General features: G+C 70.8%; 16 protein-coding genes and 1 tRNA gene. 13 read left to right on the top strand and 4 right to left on the bottom strand.

Annotated elements, in window-relative coordinates:
- Nucleotides 1-124: 124 nt before the first annotated feature.
- From HNO83_RS01530 to HNO83_RS01510, 5 genes are all read left to right on the top strand, one after another.
- The gene (locus tag HNO83_RS01530) at nt 125-478 is read left to right on the top strand and encodes a hypothetical protein (RefSeq protein WP_175335726.1); all 354 of its coding nucleotides are present in this window, start codon (nt 125-127) and stop codon (nt 476-478) included.
- A gap of 532 nt (nt 479-1,010) precedes the next feature.
- The gene (locus HNO83_RS01525; protein WP_175335725.1) at nt 1,011-1,457 is read left to right on the top strand and encodes a MaoC family dehydratase N-terminal domain-containing protein; all 447 of its coding nucleotides are present in this window, start codon (nt 1,011-1,013) and stop codon (nt 1,455-1,457) included.
- A complete protein-coding gene (locus HNO83_RS01520) occupies nt 1,457-1,894 on the top strand; it encodes a MaoC family dehydratase (RefSeq protein WP_175335724.1) in 438 nt (145 codons plus the stop codon). The genes HNO83_RS01525 and HNO83_RS01520 overlap by 1 nt, the downstream gene beginning before the upstream one ends.
- A complete protein-coding gene (locus HNO83_RS01515; RefSeq protein WP_175335723.1) occupies nt 1,891-3,033 on the top strand; it encodes a UDP-N-acetylmuramate dehydrogenase in 1,143 nt (380 codons plus the stop codon). Before HNO83_RS01520 ends, HNO83_RS01515 begins: the two co-directional genes overlap by 4 nt.
- Nucleotides 3,034-3,122: 89 nt before the next feature.
- Nucleotides 3,123-3,941, top strand: coding sequence for a hypothetical protein (locus HNO83_RS01510; RefSeq protein ID WP_175335722.1), 819 nt, complete (start codon nt 3,123-3,125; stop codon nt 3,939-3,941).
- Nucleotides 3,942-3,972: 31 nt separating this feature from the next.
- Here HNO83_RS01510 and HNO83_RS01505 read toward each other — a convergent pair whose 3' ends face one another.
- The 3 genes from HNO83_RS01505 to HNO83_RS01495 form a co-directional block, all read right to left on the bottom strand.
- A complete protein-coding gene (locus HNO83_RS01505; RefSeq protein ID WP_175335721.1) occupies nt 3,973-6,063 on the bottom strand; it encodes a RecQ family ATP-dependent DNA helicase in 2,091 nt (696 codons plus the stop codon).
- A 162-nt stretch (nt 6,064-6,225) separates the two neighbouring features.
- Entirely contained in the window at nt 6,226-6,504 is a 279-nt protein-coding gene (locus HNO83_RS01500) for a hypothetical protein (protein WP_249776404.1), read from the bottom strand.
- Nucleotides 6,505-6,527: 23 nt separating this feature from the next.
- A complete protein-coding gene (locus HNO83_RS01495) occupies nt 6,528-7,742 on the bottom strand; it encodes a PspC domain-containing protein (protein WP_175335720.1) in 1,215 nt (404 codons plus the stop codon).
- A 114-nt stretch (nt 7,743-7,856) separates the two neighbouring features.
- Between HNO83_RS01495 and HNO83_RS01490 the strand changes: the two genes are divergently transcribed.
- The 8 genes from HNO83_RS01490 (at nt 7,857) to HNO83_RS01455 (ending at nt 14,913) form a co-directional block, all read left to right on the top strand.
- Complete coding sequence (locus HNO83_RS01490; protein ID WP_175335719.1) at nt 7,857-9,092, top strand: ATP-binding protein; 1,236 nt, start codon at nt 7,857-7,859, stop codon at nt 9,090-9,092.
- Nucleotides 9,089-9,763 carry a LuxR C-terminal-related transcriptional regulator gene (locus HNO83_RS01485; RefSeq protein WP_175335718.1) on the top strand — a complete coding sequence of 225 codons (675 nt, stop codon included), beginning with the start codon at nt 9,089-9,091 and terminating at the stop codon, nt 9,761-9,763. Before HNO83_RS01490 ends, HNO83_RS01485 begins: the two co-directional genes overlap by 4 nt.
- Nucleotides 9,764-9,889: 126 nt before the next feature.
- Nucleotides 9,890-9,962: transfer RNA gene (locus HNO83_RS01480), tRNA-Trp, on the top strand.
- A gap of 42 nt (nt 9,963-10,004) precedes the next feature.
- Nucleotides 10,005-10,277 carry a preprotein translocase subunit SecE gene (gene secE, locus HNO83_RS01475; protein WP_175335717.1) on the top strand — a complete coding sequence of 91 codons (273 nt, stop codon included), beginning with the start codon at nt 10,005-10,007 and terminating at the stop codon, nt 10,275-10,277.
- 52 nt (nt 10,278-10,329) lie between these two features.
- Nucleotides 10,330-11,253 (top strand): transcription termination/antitermination protein NusG, encoded by a 924-nt coding sequence (gene nusG / locus HNO83_RS01470; protein ID WP_175335716.1) that lies wholly within the window; start codon nt 10,330-10,332, stop codon nt 11,251-11,253.
- A gap of 118 nt (nt 11,254-11,371) precedes the next feature.
- Complete coding sequence (rplK, locus tag HNO83_RS01465) at nt 11,372-11,803, top strand: 50S ribosomal protein L11 (RefSeq protein WP_175335715.1); 432 nt, start codon at nt 11,372-11,374, stop codon at nt 11,801-11,803.
- Between the two features lie 71 nt (nt 11,804-11,874).
- A complete protein-coding gene (gene rplA / locus HNO83_RS01460) occupies nt 11,875-12,564 on the top strand; it encodes a 50S ribosomal protein L1 (protein WP_175335714.1) in 690 nt (229 codons plus the stop codon).
- A 351-nt stretch (nt 12,565-12,915) separates the two neighbouring features.
- Entirely contained in the window at nt 12,916-14,913 is a 1,998-nt protein-coding gene (locus HNO83_RS01455; RefSeq protein ID WP_217498553.1) for a S53 family peptidase, read from the top strand.
- A gap of 63 nt (nt 14,914-14,976) precedes the next feature.
- On the opposite strand, the gene HNO83_RS01450 is transcribed toward HNO83_RS01455, so the two are convergent.
- Complete coding sequence (locus HNO83_RS01450) at nt 14,977-15,327, bottom strand: hypothetical protein (RefSeq protein WP_175335713.1); 351 nt, start codon at nt 15,325-15,327, stop codon at nt 14,977-14,979.
- Nucleotides 15,328-15,406 lie beyond the last annotated feature (79 nt).

Raw genomic sequence — 15,406 nt, 5'->3', positions numbered from 1 at the left:
GCGGAGGACACTGGCGGACAGGTTGCAGACCGGTTTCGACCGACGGCCGCTGACACAGCACCACCCGATGCCACCCGCCCTCCCGATGAGTCGCTCCGGCCGCAGGGCCGGGAAGTTCGCCCTCGTGGCAGCCTTCGTCGTGCTCGGGATCTCGGTGTTCACGTTCGGCAGCCTGATCGTCGACGGGATCTGGTGGAACGTGCACTCGGTCGCAGAGTGCACGGTGACGACCCTGGCTCACCATCCGGTGTACTCGAAGAGCGGCTTCCTCGGTACGGACTGGAATGTGGGAACGCGGCAGTGCGGACGCCTCGAGGTGACGCGTGACGGCGAACGATTCCCCGACGCGGCCGCGCAGAAGGTGGGCCGCTCCCTGGTGGTGGGCGGCGAGTACCGTCTCCAGCTCCGCGGCTGGGACGGCTGGCCGGAGAACGGCCGTGGGATCGTGGCGGCGGTCCCGACGCGTCCGTCCGTCTGACTGCCCGTGCCGTGCCGAGGGCGCGCGGCATCCACGACACGCCGAGACCGGGATCGCTCGCCTGGGCCCGGGCAGTCCGGTACGAGGGGCGCGTGCACTCGAGACCGGAACGGGAACGGTCTGAATCGCTACCTGACCTGCGACAAAACGCCGATGTCACGACAGCTCGTCCGGCATCGTCCGACCCGCCGATGATGTCGGTGGTTCCCCCTAATCTGGGGGCAGCGAGAAAAAACCCCAAAACACAACATGTAGTGGAATGACAATAGTGTCATTCGGGTTATATAGTGGGTGAACACCGCGGGAATGCGGATCACCAAGACTTCAAGGGGAGGCCATCATGGACTACGAAAACGACAGCGTTGGCGGCTACTCGGTTCCCGTCGACCCCATGGACCTGCTGCAGTGCGACAGCTGCCAGTAAGGCGCTAGCACCGAGCACGAAGACCCCGGCGGCCGCACGGCCGCCGGGGTCTTCTGTCGTCCGGGGCGCTCCCGGAGGCGCGCAGGGAGCGGTCAGTAGAATCGTCGGGTGCCAGTCAATCCAGAGCTGCAGGGGCGTGAGTTCCCACCCACCCAGCCGTACCTCGTCGGCCGTGAGAAGGTGCGCGAGTTCGCGCGCGCCGTCTTCGCCACCACCCCGCTCTCGTTCGATGTCGAGGCGGCCCGAGCCGCGGGGCACCCGGACCTCGTCGCGCCGCCCACCTTCCCGGTGGTCGTGCAGGAGGCGACGCTCGCCCAGCTGCTCTCCGAGCCGGACGCGGGCATCGACTTCAGCAGGGTCGTCCACGGCGACCAGCGCTTCACGTTCAGCCGCCCGGTGTTCGCCGGCGACGAGCTGACCGCGACGCTCCGCGTCACCTCGGTCAAGTCGCTGGGCGCCCACTCGATGGTGACCGCCGAGTCGACCATCGTCGACGCGGACGGCGCCCACGTGGTGACCGCCACATCCACCCTGGTCGTGCGAGGAGACGAGTAATGGCCGGCACCGATAGCATTCCCGACTTCGACGCCCTGACCGTCGGCGACGTGGTCGCCGAGCGGGCGGTCGAGCTCAGCCGCGACTCCCTCGTCCGCTATGCGGGCGCCTCCGGCGACTTCAACCCCATCCACTACCGCGACGATGTGGCCACCTCGGTCGGCCTGCCCGGCGTGATCGCCCACGGGATGCTCACCATGGGCCTCTCGGTGCAGCCGGTCGTCGACTGGGTCGGTGACCCCGCCCTGGTCGCGGACTACCAGGTGCGCTTCACACGGCCCGTGGTCGTGGACCCGGCGGACGGTGCGACCGTCACCGTCACGGCGAAGGTCGGTCAGCTGGATGCGGAGGCGCGCGTCGCCCGCATCGACCTGACCACGACCTTCGGAGGCGAGACGGTGCTGGGCAAGGCGCAGGTGCGCGTCCGGCTGGCATGACGGACTCCACGACGGCACGCCTCGCCGACCTCACCACCATCCGCGTCGGCGGCGCTCCACGGCTGCTCGTCGCGGCGGAAACGCGCGAGGAGCTGATCGACGCCGTGCTCGACGCCCGCGGCAGCGGCGAGGACTGGTTCCTGCTCGGCGGAGGCTCCAACACGGTCGCGAGTGACGAGGGCTTCGACGGCACGGTCATCCACGCCCGCACCCGTGGGGTGGAGCGGCTGGCCGCGCCCGACGGCCGCATCCGGTTGCGGGTGCAGGCGGGCGAGCCGTGGGACGGACTCGTCGCCATGACCGTGAACAACGGGTGGTCGGGGATCGAGGCCCTTTCGGGGATCCCCGGATCGACCGGCGCCGCCCCCGTGCAGAACATCGGCGCGTACGGCCAGGAGATCGAGTCGGCGCTCCTCGGGGTGGAGTTCCTCGACGACGCGACCGGGGAGGTCGAATACCTGACCCGCGACGACCTCGGGTTGGGATACCGCACCTCGGTGCTCAAGCGCGGACGCTTCGGCGTGGTGCTCACGGTCGACCTCGAGCTCTCGGACAACTCGGTTCCCGGCGGGATCGCGGCACCGCTCAGCGCACCCGTCGCGTACGCGCAGCTCGCCGATGCTCTCGGCGTGCCGCTCGGATCCCGTGTGCCGGTGGCGGAGCTGAGGCGAGCGGTGCTGTCGCTGCGCTCGTCGAAGGGGATGGTGCTGGACCCGGCCGACCCGGACTCGGTCAGCTCGGGCTCGTTCTTCACCAATCCGATCGTCTCCGAGACCTTCGCCCGCACACTGCCCGCGAACGCGCCGCGCTGGCCGCAGGAGCCGGCCGAGCCGGACACCGTGCTCGACCTGCCGCCGGGTGGGGTGCACCCGCTCGACGTTCCGTCGCTGCCCGCCACGGAGTACACGGTCAAGCTCAGCGCCGCGTGGCTGATCGAGCAGGCCGGCATCCGCCGGGGTTTCGCACTTCCCGGCTCCGGAGCCGCCATCTCTTCGAAGCACACGCTCGCGATCGTGAATCGCGGGGGCGCGACGGCGGATGACGTGGTGCAGCTGGCGACCTTCATCCAATCGCGCGTGCAGGCCGAGTTCGGGGTGGTGCTGCAGCCCGAGCCGGTGCTGGTCGGCTTGGCGATCTGACGGCGGACTCTGAGAAGATTCTCACGCCCGCCTCCGTAGGCTGTTCCCACGACGACGCGCACCGCGTCGGGACGGACCGGAGGGACGACATGGGATTCCTGGACCGCCTTCTCGGACGCGAGGAACCGCGCCCGAACGGCTCTCAGCAGCAGAACGCCGGGTACCAGCCGTACGGAGGCTCCGGAGCCGCCGCGGGCGCCCCGGCGCCGGCCGGCGCGCAGCCGCGGAGCGAGGACGAGATCGCGGTCGAGCGCTACCGCTACCTGCTCCGCACCGCCCCGCCGGAGACCATCGAGCAGGTGCACGAGGAGGCGTTCGCGAAGCTGACGCCCGAGCAGCGGCGCATGGTCTTCGAGCAGCTGAGCCAGAACGCGCCCGCGGGCGAGCAGCCCAGGGCGGACGACCCCCGCTCTCTCGCGCAGGCCGCGACGCGCTCCGAGCTGCGGCAACCGGGCACGCTGGAGCGCTCCCTCGGAGGCTACGGCGCGGGCGGGGGCCGCGGTGGTTTCGGGGGCCCGGGACTCGGCAGCATGTTCGCCACCTCGCTGCTCGGGAGCGTCGCCGGGTACGTGATCGGCTCGGCGATCGTCAGCTCGTTCCTGCCGTCGCCGGCCGACAATCAGGCGGATGCCGGCTCGGGCGAACAGAACGCCGATAACGCGAACGATCAGAACAACGACGGCTCCGGCGACGGCGGCTCGGGTGACCAGGGCGGAAGCGATGGCGGCTCGACCGAAGCGGCCGGCTGGGACGGCGGCTCCGGCGGCGACACCGGTGGTGGCTGGGACGGCGGCACCGGCGGTGACGCAGGCGGCGGTGACGCAGGCGGCTGGGGCGGCGGCGACTGGGGCGGCTTCGGCGGGGGCGATTTCGGGGGCGGCGACTTCGGGGGCGGCGACTTCATCTGAGGCCACCGCCCGCTCCCGGCGAGCCACGACGTCACGCCCGGAGGGCGGCGGCGAAGGGGAGCACCGCCGAGGCGCCCGACCTCAGGAGCTCCTGACCGGCCACCGTGATCGTCCACCGGCTATCCACCAGATCGTCGACCAGGAGCACGGGCGCCGCCGGCGGGAGCTGCAATCCCTCGGCGCTGAAGCGCTCCCAGACGGACGCGAGGCGGAAGGCGCTGTTCCCGGCGGGTGAGCCCGCCGGGGCGGCGCCCCTCCAGCCCAGCGTTCCGGCGAACGGGAGTCGGCCGACCGTGGCGATGCCTCGCGCGAGCGACTCGATGAACACCGGTCTGCGCCGCGAGGGGATGGCCACCACCGCGGCGGGCCGGGACGCCCAGTCCCAGTCGGCGAGTACGCGCACGCACGCGTCGAGGACCGCCGGCGGCACCGGCTGGTCGGGGGCGTCGTCGGCCAGTAGGTCGCGCAGGCGACCGCCCCAGCCGAGGTCGGTCAGGCGGGCGAGGGCGCGCCCGGGTTCGAGCAGTTGATCGGCCGCCAGCTTGCCGCGCACCGGGATGCCGAGCCGGTCGGCGCCGGTCGGCCAGAGCTTGCGCGGCTCCACCTCGACGCCCACGCGGTCGAGCAGCGAACCCACCTGGCCGGCCGCGCCGTCGTCGACCTCGGTCGGGAACCACACCCCGGCGCAGTTGTCGCACCGGCCGCAGGGACCGGCGTCCGGATCGTCCAGCGCCCGCTGAAGGAACTCCATGCGGCAGCCGGACGTCGACTCGTACTCGAGCATCGACGCCTGCTCCGCCTCGCGGGCGGCCGCGATGCGGGCGTAGCGCTCCTCGTCGTATGCCCAGGGCGCACCCGTGGAGACCCAGCCGCCGCTCACCCGGCGGACGGCGCCGTCGACGTCGAGCACCTTCAGGAGCAGTTCGAGGGTGGACGCCCGCAGATCGACACGGCTCTCGAGCACGCGGGTCGACTGGGCGGACTCGCCCAGCGCCTCCAGTACGGCCGCCGCCTTCTCGCGCGACGGCATCGAGGCGGTCGCGAAGTACTGCCAGATCGCCCGGTCCTCCGGGCCGGGCAGCAGCAGGACATCGGCGTTGTCGGTGGCCCGCCCCGCACGGCCGACCTGCTGGTAGTAGGCGACCGGAGACGACGGCGCGCCGAGGTGGACGACGAAGCCCAGGTCGGGCTTGTCGAAGCCCATGCCGAGCGCGCTCGTGGCGACGAGCACCTTCAGCTCATTGCGTTTGAGTCGCCCCTCCAGGTCTTCGCGCTCGGCCGTGTCGGTCTGACCGGTGTAGGCGTAGGCCTCGTGGCCGGCTCGGCGCAGCACGCGGGCGGTGTCCTCGGCCGCGGACACCGTCAGCGTGTACACGATGCCGCTCCCCGGCAGGTCGGCCAGGTGACCGGCGAGCCAGGCGAGCCGCGTGGTCGCGTCCGGCAGGGGGAGCACCCCGAGCCGGAGGGAGCGTCGCGCGAGCGGGCCGCGGATGGTCAGGACCTCGCCCTCCCTGCCCGCGCCCAGCTGCTCGACCACGTCGGCCACGACGCGCTCGTTGGCCGTGGCGGTGGTCGCCAGCACCGGGATGTCGGCGGGGAGGAGGGCGATCAGGTCGCGGAGCCGACGGTAGTCCGGCCGGAAGTCGTGGCCCCAGTCGGAGATGCAGTGCGCCTCGTCGACGACGAGGAGCCCGCTCCGATCGACGAGGGCGGGCAGCTGCGTGTCGCGGAACTCGGGGTTGTTGAGCCGCTCGGGGGAGACGAGGAGCACATCGACCGAGTCTTCTCGGAGCCGTGCCGCCACGTCGTCCCACTCGTGGCGGTTGGCCGAGTTGATGGTCACCGCACGCACGCCCGCGCGCTCTGCCGCCGCCACCTGGTCGCGCATCAGCGCGAGCAGCGGCGACACGAGGATGGTCGGGCCGGCGCCCCTCGCCCGCAGCAGCATGGTCGCGACGAAGTAGACGGCCGACTTGCCCCAGCCGGTGCGCTGCACCACGAGCGCACGCCGGTGGTCGTCGACGAGGGCGCGGATGGCCTCGAACTGACCGTCGTGGAACCCGGCCTCCGGTCGCCCGACGAGGGCGCGGAGGCTGGTGAGGGCGTCTGTTGCTGTGGTCATGGAGCCATCGTCGCAGGGACGCCTGACGGCCGGCCCCGATCGCCCACATCTGTGGAGAAGTGCGATCGGGGTCCGGCTGTGGACGCGTGACGGGTGACGCGTGACGGGTGACGCGTGACGGGTGACGCGTGACGGGTGACGCGTGACGGGTGACGGGTGGGCTCAGACCCGCGGGCGGACGCGGCGCCGCTGCGACGCCCGGATGCCCCCGAGCAGGGCGGACACCACGATGATCAGGCCGAGGACGGCCGCCGCGAGCGCCCAGGCCGATCCCGGCGTGAGCGAGCGCAGCCACAGGGCAACCTCGGCGGCCCGCTCGGCCGACGCGAGCACGTAGAGCGTCGAGCCGGCGAAGAGCGTGAGCAGCAGCCCCCACACGACCCCGCCCCAGCGGATCTGCGCGCTCGCCGTCGGCCCTGTCATATCCTGAGGTCCGGTCATCATCGTCTCCCTGTCGGTCTCGGTCACAGCTGCAGGAGGACCGGGAGGCCCTCGTGGGTGAGGTGGATGCCGGAGATCCCGTTCCCGGCGAGGACCAGCGCCGCCACCGTGAGGGCGGCCAGGAGGATCCCGAGGAAGATCAGGAACCCGCTGCGCCGCCGCGCCAGCCCGGCGATCAGCACGGCCACGCCGACGACCAGCGTCGCTGCGGCGAGCCCGGCCGCGGTCGTGAACCGCGCGACCTCCGCGAGTTGCGGCCACACGATCGCCACCAGCGACCCGGCAACGAGCGCCAGGCCGACGGTGAGCCAGCCGACCGCCGCGCCGACCCGTGGGTTCGCCGCGCGGTAGGCGTCGCGGCGGGCCGCCGCCTCCGCGGTCGCCGTGGCGACCTGGGTGCGCAGTTCGGCGGACCGCTGCGCCTTCACCGCGCGCATGTCGGCGGCGAGCCGCTGCTTCCACGCCGCGTGGTCGGCGCGCCACTGGGCCTGCCGCTGCTGCCAGTCGGCCACGTCCTCCGTGGAGGCGCCCTGCGGTGGAGCGGGAGGCGGCGTCGGCTCGGCGGCGATGTCCAACTGGACGCTCTCCGCCGCGACCGTCGTGGCCGTTGCGGCGGCCGGAGCCGAATCCGGCGCGGGAGGCGCAGCCGCAGCCCCCGCAGCCCCCGCAGCCCCCGCATCCGCCTGCGACGGAGCAGTGCTCGACGCCCCACCGGGCCCGCGCGCCTCCGACCGGTTCACCGCCACCACGATCAGCGCGACGACCGCACCGATCACCACGAGCGTCCAGATTACGCGGCCGACGACCTCTCCCCAGCCGGGGACATCCCAGAACGGTCCGCCGGCCCACCAGAACCCGCTCGCCCACGGCAGCAGCGACAGCAGCAGCAGGACGCCGATGGCGACCATGGGCGGCTCGAAGTCGCCCTCGAAGAGGCGTTGCAGGTGGATGCGGCCGTCCCGGTCGGGCAGCAGCGCCCACGCCGCCGCGTACAGCAGCAGGACGGGCGCCCCGAGGATCCCGGCCACGACGACGATCCCGCGCACGATCAGCGGGTCGATGCCGAGCCGGTAGGCGATACCGGCGCAGACGCCGCCGAGCCAGCCGTCGGCCCGGACCACGCCGAGACCGCGCATCCAGTCGAAGAAGCGCGTTCCGCGGCCGGAGAAGCCGGTCCGGGGCCCGCCGTACGGGTTCGCGGGCGTCCCCACCGGGGGAGTCGAATCGTTCTGTGACATGCTCACCATCCTGGCGGCGGCGCCCGGCGCCGGGCATCCGGTGAACCCCTGAGCGGACCCTGATTCCCGCCGCTGACGGATGCGGGGTTCCTCGGGGTCTGCTTGGATTCCAGCATGTCCTCCTCCGCGCCCGCCGGTCCGTCGGCCGGTCCGGGCGCCGGTGTTCGCCGGCCGCCGTTGGCTCGCCCGCGCTCCTGCTGGGTGAGCGGCGTCTCCGTCGCGCTCGCCGATCATCTCGGCTGGCCGGTCGTTGCGGTGCGGTGGGCGTTCGTCGGCGCGACCTTCCTCGGCGGCGCCGGCCTGCTCCTCTACCTGTGGTTCTGGGCGCTGACGCCGCTCCGGCCGCCGTCCGGCTCCGACCCTGCCGACGGCGTGCGGCGGCGTGTCAACGTGCCGTGGGTGCTCGCGGGAGCCGGCGCCGCATCCGGTGTCGCCGCCGTCGTCCTCGCGGCGGGCGGCGCGACGGCCGCCGGCTTCGGCGCCCTGGCCGCCGCGGTCGCCCTTCTCGTCCTCGCCGTCGCGTGGGAGACGCTCGCCGACGAGGAGCCCGCGGCCTTCGCGCCGCTGTCGCCCACGGTCTTCCGCATCGCGTGCGGCGCGTTCCTCGTCGTGGTCGCACTCGCGATCGCCTTCACGCAGAACGTCGGCGGCTCCGGGATGCTGTGGCTCGGCATCCTCGTCGCCACCTTCGCAGGCGCGGCCGTGCTGCTCGCTCCGTGGGCGGTCAGACTCTGGCGTGAGTTGATCTCGGAGCGCACGGCGCGCATCAAGGAGGAGCAGCGCGCCGAGATGGCGGCGCACCTGCACGATTCGGTGCTGCAGACCCTCGCCCTCATCCAGAACCGGGCGGGCGCCTCCAGCGAGGTGGGCCGCATCGCCCGCGCCCAGGAGCGCGAGCTGCGCGAATGGCTGTTCGCCGACGCGGCCCGGTCGGCGCGCGAGGAGCGCGACCTCGCTGCGGAACTGCGCGAGGTGGCGGCAGCGCTCGAAGTCGACCACCCCGTCCACTTCGACATCGTGACGGTGGGCGAGCCGGTGCGCAACGCCCCGTCCGAGCTGGGCGCGGCTGCGCGCGAGGCCATGCTGAACGCTGCGCGGCACGCGGGCGGCGAGGTCTCCGTCTACATCGAGGCGGCGCCGGCGAGCGGGCAGACGCCGGCCAGGGCGGACGTCTTCATCCGCGACCGGGGACCGGGCTTCGACCTGACCGCCCTTCCGGAGGGCCGCCTCGGCGTCCGAGAATCGATCATCGGCCGGATGCGGCGCGCTGGCGGCCAGGCCGCCGTGAACGCGCGCCCGACCGGCACCGAGATCCAGCTGACCATCGACATCCCGAGCGAGACGACATGACCGAGACCTCCGGCGGCGACCGGCCCGTGACCGTGGTGATCGTCGACGATCACTCCATCTTCCGCTCGGGGCTGCGCTCCGACCTCGACGGGCGGCTGCAGGTCGTCGGAGAGGCGGCGGACGTGGATGCGGCCGTCGCCGCGGTGCTCGAGACACGCCCCGACGTGGTGCTGCTCGACGTGCACCTGCCCGGCGGAGCCGGCGGGGGAGGCGCCGAGGTGGTGCGCCGCACGGCCGGGCAGGCGCCTGCGACGCGGTTCCTCGCGCTGAGCGTCTCCGACGCGGCGGAGGATGTCGTCGGCGTCATCCGGGCGGGCGCGCGCGGCTATCTGACGAAGGGCAGCTCGGGCCCTCAGGTGAGCGATGCCGTGGTCGCGGTCGCGGGCGGCGACGCGGTCTTCTCTCCGAAACTGGCCGGATTCGTCCTCGATGCCTTCGGGGCGGCCGCGGGGGAGCAGGCGGAGTCGACGGACGAGCTCGACCGTCTGTCGGCCCGGGAGCGCGAGGTCATGCGGCTCATCGCCCGCGGCTACGCCTACAAGGAGGTGGCCGCTGAGCTGTTCATCTCCATCAAGACCGTGGAGACCCACGTCTCCGCCGTGCTGCGCAAGCTCCAGCTCTCCTCCCGGCACGAGCTGACGGCCTGGGCGCTGGAGCGCCGACTGCTCTGAGTTGACCGCTTTGCGGGCGGGCGTCGGCGTCACGTACACTTGACGAGGTGGTTGAATCCGCCAAGCTTTTCTGCGCCCTTTTTTGTTTCAGAGGATGGCGACGTGAGGTTCGGCGATTCGCTTCTTAGGGCGGTAGCTCAATTGGCAGAGCAGCGGTCTCCAAAACCGCAGGTTGCAGGTTCGATTCCTGTCCGCCCTGCACATCGGCACTCAGGTGCCGGTCCACGAAAGGTGTAACGAGGTGGCCCGAAAGGTAATCGACGAGCCGAGTGAGGACATCGTCGCCAACGCGAAGAAGGATCGCGCTGCGCGGCGCAACCCCTTCGCCCGGATCGCCCTGTTCATCCGGCAGGTCATCGGCGAGCTCAGGAAGGTCGTCACACCGACCCGCAAGGAGCTCTTCAGCTACACCGGCGTCGTGCTGGTGTTCGTGGTCATCATGATGGCTCTCGTGTCCCTCCTTGACTGGGTGTTCGGACTGGGTGTCGTGTGGGTGTTCGGAAACCCGAAGTAGACGAGTCGACAGGGCCGCACCGGCCTCCCCGACAAGAAATGGAATGAATTCAGTGTCTGAGACCAATCGCGACGACGTGGACTGGGCCCCTGCCGCGGAGCAGTCCTCCGAAGACGACGAGGCGCAGACCGGTAACGTCCTCGCCAGCGAGGACGAGGCGTCCGACGCCGCCGAGCACGAGGCCCTGCACGTCGTCGCCGACGACGGCACCGAGGTCGACCTCGACGCCGTCCTCGACGCGATGGCGGAGGCCGTCGACCCCGAGGCCGACCGTGCCGTCGACGAGGCCCTCGAGGTCGACAGCGAGGACGAGGCGGAGGCCGCCCAGCTCGCCGTCGAGGACGAGGAGGAGGAGTCGGTCGCCGACCCCTACGAGGCGTTCCGCACCGAGCTGCGCTCCAAGATCGGCAAGTGGTACGTCATCCACTCGTACGCCGGCTTCGAGCGCCGCGTGAAGTCCAACATCGAGAACCGCATGGTCTCGATGAACATGGAGGACTACATCTACGAGGTCCAGGTCCCGATGGAGGACGTGGTCGAGATCAAGAACGGCCAGCGCAAGATGGTCAACCGCGTGCGCATCCCGGGCTACGTGCTCGTGCGCATGGACCTCAACGAGGACAGCTGGTCCGTCGTGCGCCACACCCCGGGTGTCACCGGGTTCGTCGGCAACGCCCACAACCCGACGCCGCTGCGCTTCGAGGAGGCCTTCTCGATGCTGAAGAGCCTCGTGCAGGTCGAGGCGGCACCGGCCAAGGGCGCCGCGAAGGGCCAGAAGGCCGCTGCGCGCAGCGTCATCACCGAGGTCGACTTCGAGATCGGCGAGACCATCACCATCAAGGAGGGCTCGTTCGCGGGCCTGCCGGGTTCGATCAGCGAGATCAAGCCGGAGAGCGGCAAGCTCACCGTGCTCGTGTCGCTGTTCGAGCGCGAGACGCCGGTCGAGCTCAGCTTCGACCAGGTCACCAAGCAGTAGGAACATTCAGAGCCTCCCCACGGTTTTACAGAACACCGGGTCTCGGAAGGGCCGAGAAACCGGGAGAGCGACGCGGGCGTGAAGCCCACGAGCTCGAATACACAAAGAAGGAAGAGACATGGCACCGAAGAAGAAGGTCACCGGTCTGATCAAACTTCAGATCAACGCCGGCGCCGCCAACCCGGCCCCGCCGATCGGCCCGGCCCTGGGTCAGCACGGCGTGAACATCATGGAGTTCTGCAAGGCGTACAACGCGGCGACCGAGTCGCAGCGCGGCAACGTCATCCCGGTCGAGATCACCGTGTACGAGGACCGCTCGTTCACGTTCGTCCTGAAGACCCCGCCGGCGGCCGAGCTGATCAAGAAGGCGGCAGGCGTCCCCAAGGGCTCGGGCGTCCCGCACACCACCAAGGTCGGCAAGCTGACCCAGGAGCAGGTGCGTCAGATCGCCGAGCAGAAGATGGTCGACCTCAACGCCAACGACATCGACGCGGCGTCGAAGATCATCGCAGGCACCGCCCGCTCGATGGGCATCACGGTCGAGGCGTAAGCCCGACCCCCTCAAGACATACGTGGAAGAGCCGGCCAGGCTCGCACCACATTCTCGTTAGGAGAAATCACATGGCACAGAAGTCCAAGGCCTACCGGGCCGCGGCCGAGAAGATCGAGGCCGGAAAGTTCTACACGCCGGAGGAGGCCGTCGCCCTCGCGAAGGAGACCGGCTCCGCCAAGTTCAACTCGACCGTCGAGGTCGCGCTGAAGCTGGGCGTCGACCCGCGCAAGGCGGACCAGATGGTCCGCGGTACCGTCATTCTTCCTCACGGTACGGGCAAGACCGCCCGCGTCATCGTGTTCGCCACCGGCCCCGCGGCCGAGGCGGCCATCGCGGCCGGTGCGGACGAGGTCGGCGGCGCCGACCTGATCGAGAAGGTCGCCGGCGGTTACACCGACTTCGACGCGGCCGTCTCCACCCCGGAGCTCATGGGCCAGGTCGGCCGTCTCGGCAAGGTGCTCGGCCCGCGCGGCCTCATGCCCAACCCGAAGACCGGCACGGTCACCCCGGATGTGGCGAAGGCCGTCTCCGACATCAAGGGCGGAAAGATCGAGTTCCGCGTCGACAAGCACGCCAACGTGCACTTCGTCGTCGGCAAGGCCGGCTTCACCGCCGAGCAGCTGAACGACAACATCAAGACCGCCCTCGAGGAGGTCGTGCGTCTCAAGCCGTCCGCCGCGAAGGGCCGTTACATCCAGAAGGGCGCCGTGTCGACCACGTTCGGCCCGGGCATCCCGCTGGACGTCAACGCCATCTGAGTTCGTTCACCGAACACCCCGGAAGGGCCGGGACCGCACCGCGGTCCCGGCCCTTCCGCCGTTCCTCCGAGCCCTGCGCGGCCGCCGAGTCGCGACATCTTGCCACCACTCGGGCGGAATAACGACGATCAGTCTCACCTCGACGGGGTCGGGGTGGAGTCCGGTAGGGAGGCGGGTGGGCCAGCGGGAGAGCCGCGGGGCGGGTGAGGATGGTTCATGTCCGGCAAGTTCTGCGACGGAACTGTCTACCCCCTGTTGCGGTGGTAGAACGCCCGGGTCTAGGGTCGCTCCTGTCGCGCGTCGCGCGGCGGCTCGACGTCGAGCCCGTCCCGAGTTCGAAGGATGACATTCATGGCACTTCGCACCACCCGATCCCTTCACAAGAGGGCTCTCGGGATCGTCGCCACCACGACTGCCGTGGTGGCTTTGTCATTGGCGGGGACCTCCGCCGCCAACGCGGCCGACCGGGTGCCGTACGCCGGGTCCGTCCCCTCCTGGGCGACGCCCGCAAACGACGCGGGCGCGGCCGCGGCCGACACGACGGTGCAGGGCGAGATCTACCTGCCCCTGCGCGACCAGAAGGGCGCAGAGGCGCTCGCGAAGGCGGTCTCGAACCCGCTGGACCGCGGGTACCGCAAGGCGCTGTCGCCGCAGCAGTGGATCAACCGCTTCTCGCCCACGAAGGCCGACTTCGACTCGGTCGTGAGCTTCATCAAGACGGCAGGGCTCACCATCCAGGGTGTCCCGGACAGCCGCCAGTACGTCGTCTTCCGCGGCACGGCGGAGCAGCTCGGCTCGGTGTTCGGGACGTCGCTGCACTCGTACAACCACGCCGACCGCAAGCTCGTGGCGCCGTCGTCGGCTCCGTCGGTTCCGACGGCGCTGGCGAGCAAGGTGTCCGCGATCAGCATCGAGCAGTCGCGCACGACGACGCGTCCCGACTCGATCAAACAGGGCGACCTCGGCCCCTCCGGCGACCCGACCGTCGCGCGCAAGTTCGCGGCCGCAGCGCCGGTGATCGATGCGCCGTGCTCGCACTACATCGGCGAGCACACCGTGACCGTCCCGCCCGCGTACAACGGCCAGACGCAGTACAGCACCAACAACTGCGGCTACACGCCGCAGCAGCTGCGCAGCGCGTACGGGCTCGACACTCTGGGCAAGAAGGGCGTCAACGGGACCGGCCAGACGGTCGCGATCATCGACGCGTACGCCAGCCCGAGCATCCTGAAGGATGTGAACTCCTACTCGCAGCAGAACGGCGAGCCGGGCCTCACCAACTCCAGCTACCAGCAGCTGGTGCCGAAGCCGAGCGAGTTCACCGACCAGGAGCTGTGCCAGCAGCCGAGCGGATGGCAGGGCGAGCAGACGCTCGACGTCGAGTCGGTGCACGCCATCGCGCCGGGTGCGCGCATCCTCTACGTCGGCGGCACGGACTGCGGCGGCGGCCTCGACATCGCGATGTCGAAGATCCTCGACAACAAGCTCGCCAACATCGTCAGCAACAGCTACGGCAACGTCGGCGAGGCGGTCCCGGCCGACGTCATCCAGGGCGAGGTGAACCTGCAGCTCCAGGCCGCGGGCGAGGGCATCGGCCTGTACTTCTCGAGCGGTGACAATGGCGACGAGGTGGCCAACCTCGGCTACGCGTCGCCCGACTTCCCGGCGTCCTCGCCGTGGGTCACCTCGGTCGGCGGCACGAGCACCGGCATCGACAAGAACGGCAAGATCGCGTGGGAGACCGGCTGGGGCGACCAGTTCGACCAGATCGTCAAGAACTCCGACGGCACGCTCAGCTACGCGCAGCCCCTCCCGGGCACGCGGTTCGTCGGCGGTGCGGGCGGCGGCGTGAGCGCCGTGTTCGCGCAGCCCGACTACCAGCGCGGCATCGTCCCTCAGGCGCTCGCTCAGGGCAAGCGCGTCTCGCCCGACGTGGCGGCCCTGGCCGACCCCTACACCGGGTTCCAGATCGGCATCCGCCCGATCGTCGACGACAGCACGCTGGCGACCGGCGACTACATCAACGAGACCTACGGCGGAACGTCGCTGGCCGCGCCGATCGTGGCCGCGCAGATCGCGATCGTGCAGCAGGCGACGCGCAGCACCATCGGGTTCGCCAACCCGACGCTGTACGGCGTGAAGCGCATCCTGCCGAACGCGTTCCGCGACGTGCAGCCGCAGAACCCGCCGCAGGCGCTCGTCTACACCAGCAAGATCAGCGGCAACACCTACCTGGTGACGCTGGATCAGGACACCTCGCTCAAGACGGCGAAGGGCTACGACGACGTCACCGGCCTCGGCGGCGTCTCGTTCGACCTGCTCAGCTGGGTGGCGCAGGGCCGGCACTGACGGCCCGAACGCCCGCCGGACCGGCCGTCTCCCTCGCGGGAGGCGGCCGGTCCGCTGTGCGGGCTATCGGAGCAGCAGCATGACGATGAAGAAGGGCGCCGTCCAGGCGACGACGGCCAACACCATTCCGACGATGGGCACCCAGGCGCGGAATCGTCCCGTCAGCATGAGCAGCGCACTGACGAGAAGGGTGAGGACGATGACGGCGTTCGAGAACCAGGCCGTGGTCAGCATCACGCCCAGGGAGTGGGTGACCGTGGTCAGAGCCACGCCGAGCAGGGCGCAGAGCACCAGCAGCAGCCACGCGCGGCGATTGCTGCCAGAACGCGCCCGGGACGTCGCGACGGCTCCCGGCGCGATCGTCGCGCCCTGCTGAGGGTCGGGAAGGTACGAAGAATCGTCTCTCTCAGTCACTGCTGTGCGCGCCTCTCCTGCGGTGGAACTCATGCCTTGTCTCTCCTCAGAGACGCCCGTGCCACCCGATTCATGACGC

Origin of the sequence: Leifsonia sp. C5G2, assembly GCF_013359685.1 — a bacterium.
GTDB lineage: Bacteria > Actinomycetota > Actinomycetes > Actinomycetales > Microbacteriaceae > Leifsonia.
This window is presented reverse-complemented; position numbering and strand designations above follow the sequence as displayed.

Bases quoted from the DNA above. Each gene is read 5' to 3' on its own strand.
- HNO83_RS01515 (WP_175335723.1), top strand. From the start codon at position 1,891: ATGACGGACTCCACGACGGCACGCCTCGCCGACCTCACCACCATCCGC.
- rplK (WP_175335715.1), top strand. From the start codon at position 11,372: ATGGCACCGAAGAAGAAGGTCACCGGTCTGATCAAACTTCAGATCAAC.
- HNO83_RS01510 (WP_175335722.1), top strand. From the start codon at position 3,123: ATGGGATTCCTGGACCGCCTTCTCGGACGCGAGGAACCGCGCCCGAAC.
- HNO83_RS01485 (WP_175335718.1), top strand. From the start codon at position 9,089: ATGACCGAGACCTCCGGCGGCGACCGGCCCGTGACCGTGGTGATCGTC.
- rplA (WP_175335714.1), top strand. From the start codon at position 11,875: ATGGCACAGAAGTCCAAGGCCTACCGGGCCGCGGCCGAGAAGATCGAG.
- HNO83_RS01490 (WP_175335719.1), top strand. From the start codon at position 7,857: ATGTCCTCCTCCGCGCCCGCCGGTCCGTCGGCCGGTCCGGGCGCCGGT.
- HNO83_RS01500 (WP_249776404.1), bottom strand. From the start codon at position 6,504: ATGACCGGACCTCAGGATATGACAGGGCCGACGGCGAGCGCGCAGATC.
- HNO83_RS01520 (WP_175335724.1), top strand. From the start codon at position 1,457: ATGGCCGGCACCGATAGCATTCCCGACTTCGACGCCCTGACCGTCGGC.
- HNO83_RS01505 (WP_175335721.1), bottom strand. From the start codon at position 6,063: ATGACCACAGCAACAGACGCCCTCACCAGCCTCCGCGCCCTCGTCGGG.
- HNO83_RS01495 (WP_175335720.1), bottom strand. From the start codon at position 7,742: ATGTCACAGAACGATTCGACTCCCCCGGTGGGGACGCCCGCGAACCCG.
- HNO83_RS01455 (WP_217498553.1), top strand. From the start codon at position 12,916: ATGGCACTTCGCACCACCCGATCCCTTCACAAGAGGGCTCTCGGGATC.